This is a genomic window from Marilutibacter spongiae (assembly GCF_014145325.1).
In the GTDB taxonomy this organism is placed as follows: Bacteria; Pseudomonadota; Gammaproteobacteria; order Xanthomonadales; family Xanthomonadaceae; genus Marilutibacter; species Marilutibacter spongiae.
In genome coordinates, this window is record NZ_JACHTF010000011.1 from 76,793 (window position 1) to 90,145 (window position 13,353).

The following is a 13,353-nucleotide window of genomic DNA, read 5'->3' on the forward strand; positions in this document are numbered from 1 at the left end:
CGATTCATAAGCGGCTGATTCAAAAACCTTTTTTGAGGGGCGCGCCACGGCCCCGATTCCTTTAGACTATTCCGTCGAATATCCCGTCCGGGAGGAGTGAGAACCCATGAGCAGCATCGAAGAGCGCGTCAAGAAAATCGTCGTCGAACAACTCGGCGTCAAGGAAGAGGAAGTCACCAACAACGCTTCGTTTGTCGACGACCTCGGCGCGGACTCCCTCGACACCGTCGAACTGGTGATGGCGCTGGAAGAAGAGTTCGAGTGCGAGATCCCGGACGAAGAAGCCGAGAAGATCACCTCGGTGCAGCAGGCCATCGATTACGTCAAGGCGCACGTCAAGGCCTGATCGACGTCGGGTGCCCGTCCCCGGACCGGCACCCATCGCCAGGCGTCCGGACCGGGCCCCGCCCGGACCGGCCCGGCGACGCGACCGGGGCCGCCGATGGCGCCCCGCGTCCACCCGGGGCCGACGCGGCCCGGGCTTGAACAACGGGCGGCGCCAGGCGCACGGGCGTCCCGTTCGGGCCGGGCATGCAGCCCGCTGCAGGTCGAAGGCGCATCCGCCGCGCCGCAACAGCACCACCCACGAACAGTTTCGCGGTCGCGCCGAGGGTCCGTCGGCCCGTGCGCACCGCTCCTGGAGTCCTCCATGTCGAAACATCGCCGCGTAGTCGTCACCGGGCTTGGCATCGTGTCGCCGCTGGGCAACGACGTCGCCACCAGTTGGGACGGCATCGTCAACGGTCGTTCGGGCATCGGCCCGATCACCCATTTCGATGCATCCGCCTTCACCACCCGCATCGCCGGCGAAGTGCGCGACTTCGATCCCACCCGATGGGTGAGCCCGAAGGATGCCCGCAAGATGGAGCCCTTCATCCAGTACGGCGTCGCGGCTTCGCTGATGGCCCTCGAGGACGCGAGCATCACCATCGACGACTCCAACGCCGAGCGCATCGGCGCGATGATCGGCTCAGGCATCGGCGGCCTGCTCGGCATCGAGGAGCAGACCATCAAGTACCACGAGGGCGGCCCGCGCAAGATCTCGCCGTTCTACGTCCCCAGCACCATCATCAACATGCTGCCCGGCCAGGTGTCGCTGATCACCGGCGCGAAGGGGCCGAACTTCTCGGCCGTGTCCGCCTGCGCGACCTCGAACCACTCCATCGGCATGGCCATGCGCATGATCCAGTACGGCGACGCCGACGTGATGATCGCCGGAGGTGCCGAGCGCGGTTCCTCGCCGACCTCGGTGGGCGGGTTCTGCGCCATGAAGGCCATGTCCACCCGCAACGACGATCCGACCCATGCCTCGCGCCCCTGGGACAAGGATCGCGACGGCTTCGTGCTGGGCGATGGTGCCGGCGTGCTGATCCTGGAGGAGTACGAGCGCGCCAAGGCGCGCGGCGCGCGCATCTACTGCGAGCTCGCCGGCTTCGGCGCCAGTTCGGATGCCTTCCACATGACCGCCCCGAGCGAGGACGGCGAGGGCCCGGCGCGCTGCATGGCCGCCGCGTTCGCCGACGCCGGGATCAACCCCGACCAGGTCGAATACCTAAACGCCCACGGCACCTCGACCCCGCTGGGAGACCTGGCCGAGACGCTCGCGATCAAGCGTGCGCTGGGCGAGCATGCGTACCGCACCATGGTCAGCTCGACCAAGTCGATGACCGGCCACCTGCTGGGCGCGGCCGGTGGTGCCGAGGCGATCTTCTCGGTGCTCGCGCTGCACCACGGGATCATCCCGCCGACCATCAACCTGGAGGTCCCGGGCGAGGGCTGCGACCTGGACTACGTGCCCAAGGTGGCGCGCGAGAAGAAGATCGACGTCGCGGTGTCCAACGGCTTCGGTTTCGGCGGCACCAACGGCACGCTGGTGTTCAAGCGGGCCTGACCGCTTCCAGTCCCCGCGTGCACCGCGATCCCCGCCACGGCGGGGATCGTCGTTTCCGGCGCCCGCAACGGGCGCGCGCAAGCAGGCCCGGATGACGGACAATGGCGGCATGCTGCTGACCCGCCCGCTCGCCGTCCCCCTCGACCTGCTGTCGCTGCACCGCATCGACCCCGATCGTTATCCGATGCTGCTGGAGTCCAGCGCGCACGGTACCGCCCAGGGCCGTTGGGACATGTTGCTGGCGACGCGCGGGGAGGGCATCCGCGTCGATGCGACGGGCCGCGTGCGCGACCACGCCGGACGCGACCTGGGCGGCGACTTCCTGCGCGCGCTGGACCGCGTCTGGTCCCTGCAGCGCACGCCGCGCGACGAACCCCGCTGGCCCTTCCGGGGCGGCTGGGCACTGCTGCTCGCCTACGAGCTGGCGGGCCAGGTCGAACCGGTGCTGGCGTTGCCGGCCGCAGCCGACGCCCTGCCGGTGGCGATGGCGCTGCGCTGTCCGGCGGCGGTGCTGCGCGACCATGTCAGCGGTGAATGCGTGATCGTCGCCGAGCCCGGGCATGAAGACCTGCTGGAAAGCCTGCATGCCGATTGCCAGCAGGCGGCGCGCATGGCCCCGTTGCCGTCCTGGCAGGCGCCGGTCGACATCGAGGAGGAGGCCCCCGGGCGCTACCTGGACGGCGTTGCGCGCGTGCTCGATTACCTGCATGCCGGCGACGTGTTCCAGGTGAACCTGTCCCGCGGCTGGCACGCCCGCTTCGAGGACAGGCTCGACCCGGCGGCCCTGTTCCAGCGCCTTCGCGAGCACAATCCGGCGCCGTTCGCCGGCATCTTCGCCACCGGCCGCGGCGCGGTGGTCAGCGCCTCGCCCGAGCGCCTGGTGTCGGTCCGTGGCGACACGGTCGAGACCCGCCCGATCGCGGGTACGCGGCCACGCATCGACGGCGACGACGATGTCGAGCGCATCCGCGAGCTGGTCGGCCATCCCAAGGAGCGCGCCGAGCACGTGATGCTGATCGACCTGGAACGCAACGACCTGGGCCGTGTCTGCACGCCGGGTTCGGTCGAGGTCGACGAGCTGATGACGGTCGAGAGCTATGCCCACGTCCACCATATCGTCAGCAACGTGCGCGGCCGCCTTCGCGAGTCCGCCACCCCCGGCGAAGTGATCCGCGCCACCTTTCCCGGCGGCACGATCACCGGCTGCCCGAAAGTGCGTTGCATGCAGATCATCGCCGAACTCGAGGGCGTCGGGCGCGGCGCGTACACCGGCGCGATGGGCTGGTTGAACCGCGACGGCGACCTCGACCTCAACATCCTCATCCGCAGCGCGGAAGCGGTGGACACGGGCCTTCGGTTCCGTACCGGGGCCGGCATCGTCGCCGATTCCGACCCCGTGCGCGAGCTCGATGAAACCCGCGCGAAGGCCCGCGGCATGATGCGCGCGCTGGGACTGCGCGCATGAGCGGGGCCATGGCGCGGCGTTGCTTCGTCGGGCATGCGCCGGTCGATGCCTGGCCCGCGGACGATCGCGGGCTGGCCTATGGCGATGGCCTGTTCGAGACCATGCGCGCGCATCGCGGCGACTTGCCCTGGTGGACGGCGCACTGGGCACGGCTGGCGCGCGGTGCCGAGCGGTTGCGGCTCCCCCTGCCCGAGGCCGGGCGCGTGCGCGAGGCTGCACGGGCATTGCTGGACGGCAAAGGCGGCGTGCTCAAGCTGCTGGTCACCCGCGGGCAGGGCGGGCGCGGCTATGCGCCTCCCGCCGAGGCCGTGCCGGCCTGGCAACTGTCCCTGCATGCGCTCCCGCCGCCCGCGCCCCCGGCCGGCCTCGCGTTGCGCTGGTGCCGGACGCGACTGTCGACGCAACCCCTGCTGGCCGGCCTCAAGCACTGCAACCGCCTGGAACAGGTCCTCGCGCGCATGGAGTGGGAGGAGGACGGCATCGATCCGTCGCACGTCCAGGAGGGCCTGATGCAGGGCATCGACGGCGAAGTGGTCTGTGCCACGGCGGCGAACCTGTTCGTCTGCCGCGACGGCCACTGGCTGACGCCCGGGGTAGAACGCAGCGGCGTCGCCGGCACCTGCCGGGCCTGGGCGATGCGGGTCCTGGACGCGCGCGTCGCACGCCTGCAGGTCGCCGACGTCGAAACTGCGGAGTCGGTTTTCCTGTGCAACGCGGTGCGGGGTATCCTGCCCGTTGCACGGCTCGGGGCGCGAGGCTGGGCGCCCGACACGCCATCGCAGCGGCGGGTGGTCGACCTGCGTGCCCGCCTGGCCGCCGAACACCCCGCCTTCGAGATGGAGATGTCGTGAGTCGCAAAGTCCTGCGCCGCCTGGGCGTGTTCGTTTTCCTGCTGGCCCTGCTCGCCGTCGCGGTCGCGTTCTGGGGCTGGCAACGCTATTCGGGTTTCGCCGATGCACCGGTCTCCGGCATCGAGGCCGGCGAACGCCTGGTGGTCGAACGCGGCGACTCGCTGCCGGTGGTGGTGCGCAAGCTGCGCGAGGCCGGCGTACGCGATGGCCACGAGGCCGAGTGGCGGGTGCTGGCGCGCGAGCTCGGGGCCGCCGGACGCCTGCAGGTCGGCGAATACGCGCTGGAACCGGGCATGACGCCGCGCGCGATCCTGCTGGCGATGCGCGACGGCAAGGTGGTGCGTTATGCCTTCACCGTGCTGCCGGGTCGCAACATCCGCGAACTCAGGGCCTCGCTGGCGGCCGCCGAACCCCTGCGCGACGAAACCTCGGACCTGGACGACGCCGCCCTGATGGACGCGCTCGGCCACCCGGGCCAGCATCCCGAGGGCCGCTTCCTGCCCGAGACCTACCACTACACCCTGGGCGACAGCGACCTCGATGTCCTGGGCCGTGCGCATCGTGCGATGGCACGCGCGCTGGACGAGGCCTGGGCCTCGCGCGACCCCGACGGCGTGCTCGCGTCCCCGGAGGAGATGCTGGTGCTGGCGTCGATCGTCGAGAAGGAGACCGGGATCGCCGAAGAGCGCCCGCGGATCGCCGGCGTGTTCGAGCGCCGACTGGCCATCGGCATGAAGCTGCAGACCGACCCCACGGTCATCTATGGCCTGGGCAGCGCCTACGACGGCAACATCCGCCGGCGCGACCTCGAGACCGACACGCCCTACAACACCTATACGCGCGCCGGCCTGCCGCCGACGCCGATCGCGATGCCGGGCGTGGAGGCCCTGCAGGCGGTCGCGCGCCCGGCCGAAGGCGACGCCCTGTATTTCGTCGCCATCGGCGACGGCAGCGGGCGGCATGCGTTCTCGGCGACCCTGGCCGAGCACAACGCCGCCGTGGCGCGTTACCTGAGGCGCTACCGGCAGGCCCGCCAGGCCGAGCGGGGGCCGGTCGTGGCGCCGGACACCGGGACCGGCCCGAGGTCGCCGTGACGCTGCGTCGTTGCCCGCGCTTCATCAGCCTGGAGGGCGGCGAGGGCGCCGGCAAGTCGACCGTGCGCGACGTGCTGGCCGAGCGCCTGCGCGCCACCGGGCGCGAGGTGGTGGCCACCCGCGAGCCCGGGGGCACGCCGCTTGCCGAGCAGATCCGCGCGCTCCTGCTGGACCCGGCGCACGAGGCCCCGGCTCCGGAGACCGAACTGCTGCTCATGTTCGCGGCACGCGCCCAGCACGTGCGCGAAACCGTGTTGCCCGCGCTCGAGCGTGGCGCCTGGGTGCTGAGCGACCGTTTCACCGACGCCAGCCATGCCTACCAGGGCGCGGCACGCGGCGGCGACGCGGCGCTCATCGCCATCCTGGAGCGCGCCGTGGTGGGCATCGAGCCGGGCCTGACCCTGTTGCTCGACGTGCCGGTCGAGGTGGGGCTGGCGCGCGCACGCCGACGGGGCGAGGCCGACCGCATCGAGTCCGAACAGGAGGCATTCTTCGAACGCGTCCGCGAAGGCTACCGGGCGCGCGCGGCCGCGGCACCGGACCGGATCCGCACCGTCGATGCGAGTCGCCCGCAGGCCGACGTCGCCAGCGCCGCGCTGGCGGTGCTCGAGGACTACCTCGCCCGGGTGCCGGCGTGAGCGCCGGCATCGAGGCACGCAACGGGTTCGCGCCCTGGCAGGCGCGCGTATGCGATCGCGTGGCCGCGGCCCTGGATGCCGGTCGCCTCGGCCATGGCCTGCTCTTCTGCGGGCCCGCGCTGCTGGGCAAGCACGACGTGGCCGCCTACCTGGCACGGCGCGTGCTGTGCATGTCGCGGGCGGCGGGCGGAGAACCCTGCGGCCAGTGCCGGAGCTGCCAGCTGATCGCCGCCGGCTCGCACCCGGACTTCCGCGACATCTCCTTCATTCCCAACCGCGACGGTACCCGCCTGCGCACCGAGATCGTGATCGAGCAGATGCGCGAACTGTCCGCGCAGATGGCGCTCACGCCGCAGTACGGGATCGCCCAGGTGGCCATCATCGATCCGGCCGACGCGATCAACACCGCCGCGGCGAATGCGCTGCTCAAGACGCTGGAGGAGCCCGTGCCCGGCCGTTACCTGTGGCTGGTGAGCGCGCAGCCGGGGCGCCTGCCGGCGACGATCCGCAGCCGCTGCCAGCACGTCGAGTTCCGGCTGCCGCCGCACGACGAGGCCGAGACCTGGCTGCAGGCGCGCGGGCACGATGCCGACGACATCGCCGAGGCCCTGGAGGCCGCGCGGGGCCATCCTGGGTTGGCCCACGAATGGCTGGAGGGCGAGGGCCTCGAACTGCGGCGCCAGGTGGCCGGCGATCTCGAGGGACTGGCTGCGGGGCGGGCCTCGCCGGTGGAAGTCGCGAGGCAGTGGACCGCCGACGAAGACGTGGTCCTCAGGCTGCGGCATGCCGCCGACATCGTCGTAATGGAAGCCTCGCACTTGACCGACCCCGCGCGGACGCGCAGTCTGGCGGAGTGGTTCGACAAGGCGAACCGCACCCGCGACCTGATGCGCACCACGGTGCGCGCCGACCTCGCGGTGGTCGAACTTTTGATGGCCTGGCGCGCCGCGCAGCGCGGTCGCTAGGGCCACTGGGCTTTGGACGGGACGTTCACGCCGGGATGCGTGCGAACAGGGGACTGGACATGAGTGGTGGTGGTGCGCGTCAAGGCATTCTGACCCTGGCGATCAAGGACAAGGCCGCGCTGTACAGCGCCTACATGCCGTTCCTGCGGGGCGGCGGCATCTTCGTACAGACCCCCAAGCGCTATTTCATCGGCGACGAGGTCTTCCTCATGCTCACCCTGCCCGAGTCCAGCGAGCGCATGCCGGTGGCCGGCAAGGTGGTCTGGGTGACCCCGGTGGGCGCGCAGGGCAACCGCCCCTCCGGCGTGGGCGTGCAGTTCAACGAGACCGCGGAGAACGAAACCGTCCGCGGCAAGATCGAAGCGCTGCTGGCCGGCCAGCTGCAGTCGGAACGCGCCACCTACACCATGTAGGGCGCCGAGGTGGCGTCCATCAGGGCCGTGCGGCTTGCGCCGGGGGATCCGCGATCTCCACGGATGCCTTCTGGTCGTAAACGAAGCGGCCGGCGTGGATGGACACGTCCCGCGGCATCGTCCCGATCCCGGACACGTCGAAGCGGAGCCGGCTGAAGGCAGGGCACATCATCACCGGCATCCCGGGGTGGGGCTCGGGCTGGTAGCGATAGGCGAGTTCGAGCGAGGGTCCCACCGTCCAGGCCTTGGCCCAGCGGACGTCGACCCGCTGCGAGCCATTGTGTCCGACCCAGCCTTCGACGCGGAGCGTGCCGTCGTCAAGTCGCCAGGCCCTGAACGCCCCGACCTGAGGGGGGGCGGGTCCGGCGTCGCAGTCCGCGACCAGGACCGTCAGGCGGGTAGGCGTCTCGATGTGCTCGAACCACTCCGGTGCCTCGGGCGGCGCCGGCATGGACGTGGGTTGCGCGGCGGCCACCGGGCCTGCCACCAGGCAGGCACCGAGGGCAAGCCACTTCATCCCAGTGCGTCCCAGCCCGGGCGTGGCGCGAAGCGCTCGCCATGGCTCGCCTGCAGCGCCTTCAGGCGCGCGAGCAGGGCCTCGGCGCCGGTCTCGCGCACGTACTGGATCGGACCGCCGCGGAACGGGGCGAAACCGGTGCCGAAGATCACGCCGGCATCGAGCAGGTCGGCGTCCGCGACGACGCCATCGTGCAGGCAGGCGACCGCCTCGTTGAGCAGGGGCAGGACCAGGCGGTCCTCCAGGTCGGCGGGCGCCCGGTAGTCCTTGGGCACCTCGGGCTTGACCGGCTTGCCATCGACCCACTTGTAGAGGCCCTGTCCGTCCTTCTTGCCGCGCTTGCCCGGCTCGACGTTGCCCAGCGCGGCCGGGACCTCGAGGCCGAGGAACGGCGCGAGCTCCGCGCCAACGCCGGCGGCGACGTCCAGTCCCACGGTGTCGATCAGTTCGATCGGGCCCATCGGCATGCCGAACTTCACCGCCGCCTTGTCGATCACCGGGCCCGGGATGCCCTCGGCGAAGGCATGCGCGGCTTCGAGCATGTAGGGGAACAGCACGCGGTTGACGAGGAAGCCCGGCGTGCCCGCGACGGGCACCGGCAGCTTGTCGATCGCCCGGCAGAAGGAGGCGAGTCGAGACTGCGTCGCCCCCGACACGGTGTCGTGGTGGATGATCTCCACCAGCGGCATCAGGGCCACCGGGTTGAAGTAGTGCAGGCCGGCGAACTGCGCCGGGCGCTGGATGTGCTCGCGCAGTTCGGTCAGCGGAATCGACGAGGTGTTGGTGGTCAACAGCGCGTCGGCCTTCATCCGAGGCTCCAGCGTCGCGTACAGGTCGCGCTTGGCCTCGGGGTCCTCGATGATCGCCTCGATCACCAGGTCGGCGTCGGCGACGCCGTCGCCCGCGAGGTCGCCACGCAGGCGGGCGTTGACCTGCTCGCGTCGCGCCTCGTCCTTGACCTTCTTGTCGAACAGCGCGCGGCCGCGCGACAGGGCGCCGTCGATGAAACGCTGCTCGCGGTCCTGCAGGCTTACCTCGAAGCCCTTGTACGCCGACCAGGCGGCGATGTCGCCGCCCATGACGCCGGCCCCGACCACGTGGACGCGGGCGATGCCATGGTCCTTGCCGCCCTGGCTCTTCAACCGCTCCTGCAGGAAGAAGACGCGGATGAGGTTGCGCGCGGTCGGCGTGGCCGACAGCTTGACCACCGAGCGGCGTTCGGCGGCGAGCAGGGACTGAATGTCGCCGCCGCTGCGCTGCCAGGTGCCGATCAGCGCGTAAGGGGCGGGGTAGTGGTCCTTGCGGGCCTTGCGCGCCACCTGCCTGGCCAGCACCGGCGCCAACGCCTGCCGCGCCGGCCAGGTGTTGGTCAGCCAGGCCATGAAGCGTTGCTTGAACGGTCGCGTGGTCCCGCGCAGGGCGAGCTTGGCGGCCTCGTCGACGAGCACCGGTTCATCGGCGAGCTTGTCGACCAGGCCGATCGCGCGCGCCGCCGACGACGACAAGGTGCGTCCGGTCAGCATCATGTCGAACGCGGCGGGCGCGCCGACCAGGCGCGGCAGGCGCACGCTGCCGCCCCAACCGGGATAGATGCCCAGCTTCACTTCCGGCAGGCCGATCCGCGTCGAGGGCGAGCGGCTGGCGACCCGGTAGTCGCAGGCCAGCGCGATCTCCGTGCCGCCGCCCATGCAGAAGCCATGGATGGCGGCGACGGTGGGGCAGGGCAGCTCGGCCAGGCGCTGGAAGACCTGCTGGCCGCGATTGATCGCGTCGCCGACCGTGCCCTTCTCGTCGAAGCTCTGGAACTCCTTGATGTCGGCGCCGGCGATGAAGCCGCTCGTCTTGGCCGAGGCCACCACGACGGCCTTGGGCGGGTCCATCGCGAGGCGTTCAAGCAGGCTGTCGAGCTCGATCAGCACGTCCTGGGCGAAGGTGTTGACCGAGGTGCCCGCCCGGTCGAAAGCGAGTACGAACACACCGTCCTCGCGGAGCGAGGTTTGCCAGTGCTGGAAGCGAAGACCGTCAAGGCCAGCGATCATGCTGCACCATCCGTTAACGTATGGGAGGCCGGTATCATCCCGAGGATGTTTCCCCGCCGTCAAATGCCGGGGGATCCAAGGGTGCCGTGGGTCCCGATTGTGGGGACGCTGGCGTCAATGCCCCGTGCAAGCGGCCGTGCGGCCGGCGCCCGGCCGCTTGAGGTGGATGCCGCCGTCCCCATTAATGTTGTGGATTGAACTTTTCCCCGCAAGGGGTGTCCCAATGTTCGGCTGATGGCCGAGCTGACAGGAGTGCCGGCACGGCATGGCCGATAACGAACTTGCTCAAGACAAGGCCCATGGGCTGGACCACGCGCTGGACCAGGAACTGGTCAGGCGCGTGCAGCAGGGCGACAGCGCGGCCTTCGATGCCCTGGTGCGCAAGTACCAGCATCGGATCGTCGGGCTGGTGGGACGCTATGTATCCGACTGGAGCGAGTGCCAGGACGTGGCCCAGGAGACCTTCATACGCGCCTATCGCGCGCTGGGGAATTTCCGGGGCGATGCCCAGTTCTATACCTGGTTGCACCGGATCGCCGTGAATACTGCCAAGAACCACCTTGTAGCGCAGAACCGCAGGCCGCCGACGGACGACGTCGACGCGGCCGACGCCGAGCAGTTCGACGGCGGGATCCGGCTGCGCGACACCGATACCCCCGAACACGAGCTCATGCGCCAGCAGGTCGAGCGCAGCGTGATGGACACCGTCGAATCGCTCCCCGAGGAGTTGCGCGTCGCCATCACCCTGCGCGAGGTCGAGGGGCTGAGCTACGAGGAGATTGCCCGGCAGATGGACTGCCCCATCGGCACCGTGCGGTCGCGGATCTTCCGTGCCCGCGAGGCGATCGATGAACGCCTGCGCCCCTTGCTCGATACCCCCGGAACCCCGGAGCGTGCCCACCGATGACGCCGACCCCGTCCAATCCCAACGTCCCTTCGATCGATGCCGATCGCGAGACCCTGTGCGCGCTGTTCGATGGCGAGCTGCAGGGCGACGCAGCGCGCTTCGCGCACCGGCGCCTGGGCCACGACCCCGAGTGGCGCGCGGCCTTCGGTCGTTGGCAACTGGCCGGCGACGTGATGCGTCGCCAGTCCTGCGGCCTGGCGCCGTCCGGTTTCGCCGCGCGCGTCGCCGCGGAGCTGGAAGCCGACCAGGACCTCGCCGCGCTGCCGCGTGCGGTGGGCAGCGACCTGGGCGATACGCGTTCGCGCTGGCGGCGCGGCTGGATCCCGGGCGCGGCCCTGGCCGCCTCCGTGGCGGTGGCGGCCCTGTTCGTGGCACGCCCGCTGGGCCAGGCGGACGCGCCCGCCGGCTTCGATAGCTCGCCGCAGGTCGCCGATCGGGAGGCCGGACCGGCGCCCGCCGCGGCCCCGTCGCAACCGGCTCCGGCGGCGCCGCCGGGCGCGGATGCCACGGAGGCCGGGCTCGCCACGGCTGCCGCCGCGGTCGCGGTCGCCGATGCGCCCCGGCGCGCGGTCCGCCAGCGACAGGCCCTGCGCGAGGTCGGCGCGGACGCATCCCGCATGGCCGTGTCGTCGGAGGCCGCCGCGCCGCAGGCCCGGGTCGCCAGCGAGGCCGACCCGGTGCCCAATCCCTTCACCCCGCAAGCCGTGCCCGCCGAGGCGCCGGTGCAGTCGCGGCCATGGCCGCGCGCGGTGTTGCCCGGCTACGGCACGCGACAGGGTTACGCGGTCGGTTACGACGCCGGCACCTCGCCATCGCCTTCGTTCTACCCGTTCGAACCCAGTTTGCAGCAGCCCCCGGTCCAGGATGCGCCGTCGGGCGAACCCGTCCCCGAAGAAGCCCTGCCGGACCCTGGCGTCCCCGGGCCCCACTGACCCCAGACCCCCGGCCGGGGAACGGAACCGCCCCGGCCGTCCAACTTCCTTCCACACTCTCGAGGCCGATTCCATGAACCGACCGCTTCGCGCCCTTGCTTTGTCCGGACTCATCGCCGCCGCACTGCCGGTGGCCTGCACCGCGCAGCCGCCCGCCGATGCCGCGCAGGCCACGCCGACGGCGTCCATCGCGCCGCCGCCCTCCAGTACGCCGGCCCCGCCGCTGGTCTCGGGCCTGCCCGACTTCACCCGCCTGGTGGAGCGCGTGGGTCCGGCCGTGGTCAGCATCCGCGCAGAGATCACGCCCCAGCGCAACACCCGGGGGCAGATGCCCGACGATGCCGAGATCCCCGAGTTCTTCCGCCGCTTCTTCGGCGACCAGTTCCCGCCGTCCGGGCCGCGCGGTCCGCGCGGTGGCGGTACCTCGCTGGGCACCGGCTTCCTGATCTCTGACGACGGCTACCTGTTGACCAACCACCACGTGGTCGAAGGCGCGGACACGGTGACGGTCAGCCTGTCCGACCGTCGCGAGTTCGAGGCCAGGGTGATCGGCAGCGACGAACAGTACGACGTCGCCGTCCTCAAGATCGACGCCAAGGGCCTGCCCTTCCTGCGCATGGCCAACGCCGGCAATACCCGGCCGGGGCAGTGGGCGGTCGCGATCGGTTCGCCCTTCGGCCTCGACCACTCGGTCACCGCGGGCATCGTCAGCGCGGTCGGCCGCAGCAACCCGTACTCGGGCCAGCAGTACGTGCCCTTCATCCAGAGCGACGTCGCGATCAACCGTGGCAATTCCGGCGGCCCCCTGCTCAACACCAGTGGCGAGGTGATCGGCATCAACTCGCAGATCTTCTCCAACTCCGGCGGGTACATGGGCGTCAGCTTCGCCATCCCGATCGACCTGGCGATGAACGCGGCCGACCAGCTCAAGGCCACAGGCAAGGTCAGCCGCGGCCTGCTGGGCGTGCAGGTGCAGGCCATCACCGCCGAACAGGCCGACGCGCTCGGCATCGGCAGCGCCAGCGGCGCGCTGGTCTCGGTGGTCAGTCCGGGAAGCGCGGCCGAGAAGGCCGGCATCGAGCCGATGGACGTGATCCAGTCCGTGGACGGCCGTCCGGTGAACACGTCCGCCGACCTGCCGCCCTTGATCGGCGCCAAGGCGCCGGGCACGCGCGTCAAGCTCACGGTGCTGCGCGAGGGCAAGCCGCGTGACGTCACCGTGGTGCTCGACGCCCTGGATGGCGATGCGGTGGCCGCCGCACCGGCCCGCGGCGACCGCGACGACGCGGCCGACGAAGGCAGCTCCCGCAATGCGCTCGGACTGCAGGTCAGGCCCCTGACCGATGCCCAGCGCCAGCGCGCGGGCCTGGAGGACGACGAGGGCGTGGTCGTCACCGGCGTGGACGCGTCGGCCCGGACCAGCGGCATCCAGCCCGGCGACGTCATCCTGGCCGTGGGCCGCGAGTCGGTCGGCAGCCCCCGGGAGCTCGACGCCGAGCTCAAGGGCGTCGGCAAGGGCGATACCGTGATGCTGCTCGTCCGCCGCGGCGGCGCCACCCAGTTCGTCGCGGTCACGCCCGGGAAGGGCTGAGCCAGGCCGGCCCACCGGCACCGCCGGTGGGTCCGGGGATCCGTGAACCC

At 71.2% G+C, this 13,353-nt stretch carries 13 protein-coding genes; 11 read left to right on the top strand and 2 right to left on the bottom strand.

Annotated features, from left to right (window positions below; genetic code table 11):
* Positions 1-106: 106 nt before the first annotated feature.
* The 8 genes from acpP to H4F98_RS11180 all read left to right on the top strand — a co-directional run bounded on the left by acpP (position 107) and on the right by H4F98_RS11180 (position 7,317).
* The gene (gene acpP, locus H4F98_RS11145) at positions 107-346 is read left to right on the top strand and encodes an acyl carrier protein (protein WP_036135371.1); all 240 of its coding nucleotides are present in this window, start codon (positions 107-109) and stop codon (positions 344-346) included.
* 303 nt (positions 347-649) lie between these two features.
* Positions 650-1,891, top strand: a complete 1,242-nt coding sequence (fabF, locus tag H4F98_RS11150; RefSeq protein WP_182687655.1) for a beta-ketoacyl-ACP synthase II — start codon at positions 650-652, stop codon at positions 1,889-1,891.
* Between the two features lie 109 nt (positions 1,892-2,000).
* Positions 2,001-3,356, top strand: a complete 1,356-nt coding sequence (locus H4F98_RS11155; protein WP_182687758.1) for an aminodeoxychorismate synthase component I — start codon at positions 2,001-2,003, stop codon at positions 3,354-3,356.
* Positions 3,357-3,364: 8 nt separating this feature from the next.
* Positions 3,365-4,207, top strand: coding sequence for an aminodeoxychorismate lyase (gene pabC / locus H4F98_RS11160; protein ID WP_182687657.1), 843 nt, complete (start codon positions 3,365-3,367; stop codon positions 4,205-4,207).
* Complete coding sequence (mltG, locus tag H4F98_RS11165; RefSeq protein ID WP_182687659.1) at positions 4,204-5,301, top strand: endolytic transglycosylase MltG; 1,098 nt, start codon at positions 4,204-4,206, stop codon at positions 5,299-5,301. The genes pabC and mltG overlap by 4 nt, the downstream gene beginning before the upstream one ends.
* Positions 5,298-5,939, top strand: a complete 642-nt coding sequence (tmk, locus tag H4F98_RS11170; RefSeq protein WP_182687661.1) for a dTMP kinase — start codon at positions 5,298-5,300, stop codon at positions 5,937-5,939. The genes mltG and tmk overlap by 4 nt, the downstream gene beginning before the upstream one ends.
* The gene (locus tag H4F98_RS11175) at positions 5,936-6,904 is read left to right on the top strand and encodes a DNA polymerase III subunit delta' (RefSeq protein ID WP_343064761.1); all 969 of its coding nucleotides are present in this window, start codon (positions 5,936-5,938) and stop codon (positions 6,902-6,904) included. The genes tmk and H4F98_RS11175 overlap by 4 nt, the downstream gene beginning before the upstream one ends.
* Positions 6,905-6,963: 59 nt before the next feature.
* Positions 6,964-7,317: a PilZ domain-containing protein gene (locus H4F98_RS11180; RefSeq protein WP_182687760.1), complete on the top strand. Its 354-nt coding sequence runs from the start codon at positions 6,964-6,966 to the stop codon at positions 7,315-7,317.
* Between the two features lie 19 nt (positions 7,318-7,336).
* On the opposite strand, the gene H4F98_RS11185 is transcribed toward H4F98_RS11180, so the two are convergent.
* Together H4F98_RS11185 and H4F98_RS11190 are read right to left on the bottom strand one after the other, a co-directional pair.
* A complete protein-coding gene (locus H4F98_RS11185; RefSeq protein ID WP_182687663.1) occupies positions 7,337-7,834 on the bottom strand; it encodes a hypothetical protein in 498 nt (165 codons plus the stop codon).
* Positions 7,831-9,873 (bottom strand): 3-hydroxyacyl-CoA dehydrogenase NAD-binding domain-containing protein, encoded by a 2,043-nt coding sequence (locus H4F98_RS11190; RefSeq protein ID WP_182687665.1) that lies wholly within the window; start codon positions 9,871-9,873, stop codon positions 7,831-7,833. The genes H4F98_RS11185 and H4F98_RS11190 overlap by 4 nt, the downstream gene beginning before the upstream one ends.
* A gap of 265 nt (positions 9,874-10,138) precedes the next feature.
* Here H4F98_RS11190 and rpoE point away from each other — a divergent pair, with 265 nt between their 5' ends.
* The 3 genes from rpoE (at position 10,139) to H4F98_RS11205 (ending at position 13,303) form a co-directional block, all read left to right on the top strand.
* Positions 10,139-10,780, top strand: coding sequence for an RNA polymerase sigma factor RpoE (rpoE, locus tag H4F98_RS11195; RefSeq protein ID WP_182687667.1), 642 nt, complete (start codon positions 10,139-10,141; stop codon positions 10,778-10,780).
* On the top strand, positions 10,777-11,712 hold the full coding sequence (locus H4F98_RS11200) for a sigma-E factor negative regulatory protein (protein WP_182687669.1): 936 nt from the start codon (positions 10,777-10,779) through the stop codon (positions 11,710-11,712). The genes rpoE and H4F98_RS11200 overlap by 4 nt, the downstream gene beginning before the upstream one ends.
* Before the next feature lie 73 nt (positions 11,713-11,785).
* Positions 11,786-13,303 carry a DegQ family serine endoprotease gene (locus H4F98_RS11205; RefSeq protein ID WP_182687671.1) on the top strand — a complete coding sequence of 506 codons (1,518 nt, stop codon included), beginning with the start codon at positions 11,786-11,788 and terminating at the stop codon, positions 13,301-13,303.
* The last annotated feature ends 50 nt before the right edge of the window (positions 13,304-13,353 follow it).

Excerpts from the sequence above, each read along its gene's own strand:
- H4F98_RS11155 (WP_182687758.1), top strand. The coding sequence starts at position 2,001 with ATGCTGCTGACCCGCCCGCTCGCCGTCCCCCTCGACCTGCTGTCGCTG.
- H4F98_RS11205 (WP_182687671.1), top strand. The coding sequence starts at position 11,786 with ATGAACCGACCGCTTCGCGCCCTTGCTTTGTCCGGACTCATCGCCGCC.
- acpP (WP_036135371.1), top strand. The coding sequence starts at position 107 with ATGAGCAGCATCGAAGAGCGCGTCAAGAAAATCGTCGTCGAACAACTC.
- H4F98_RS11200 (WP_182687669.1), top strand. The coding sequence starts at position 10,777 with ATGACGCCGACCCCGTCCAATCCCAACGTCCCTTCGATCGATGCCGAT.
- H4F98_RS11180 (WP_182687760.1), top strand. The coding sequence starts at position 6,964 with ATGAGTGGTGGTGGTGCGCGTCAAGGCATTCTGACCCTGGCGATCAAG.
- pabC (WP_182687657.1), top strand. The coding sequence starts at position 3,365 with ATGGCGCGGCGTTGCTTCGTCGGGCATGCGCCGGTCGATGCCTGGCCC.
- H4F98_RS11185 (WP_182687663.1), bottom strand. The coding sequence starts at position 7,834 with ATGAAGTGGCTTGCCCTCGGTGCCTGCCTGGTGGCAGGCCCGGTGGCC.
- fabF (WP_182687655.1), top strand. The coding sequence starts at position 650 with ATGTCGAAACATCGCCGCGTAGTCGTCACCGGGCTTGGCATCGTGTCG.
- H4F98_RS11190 (WP_182687665.1), bottom strand. The coding sequence starts at position 9,873 with ATGATCGCTGGCCTTGACGGTCTTCGCTTCCAGCACTGGCAAACCTCG.
- rpoE (WP_182687667.1), top strand. The coding sequence starts at position 10,139 with ATGGCCGATAACGAACTTGCTCAAGACAAGGCCCATGGGCTGGACCAC.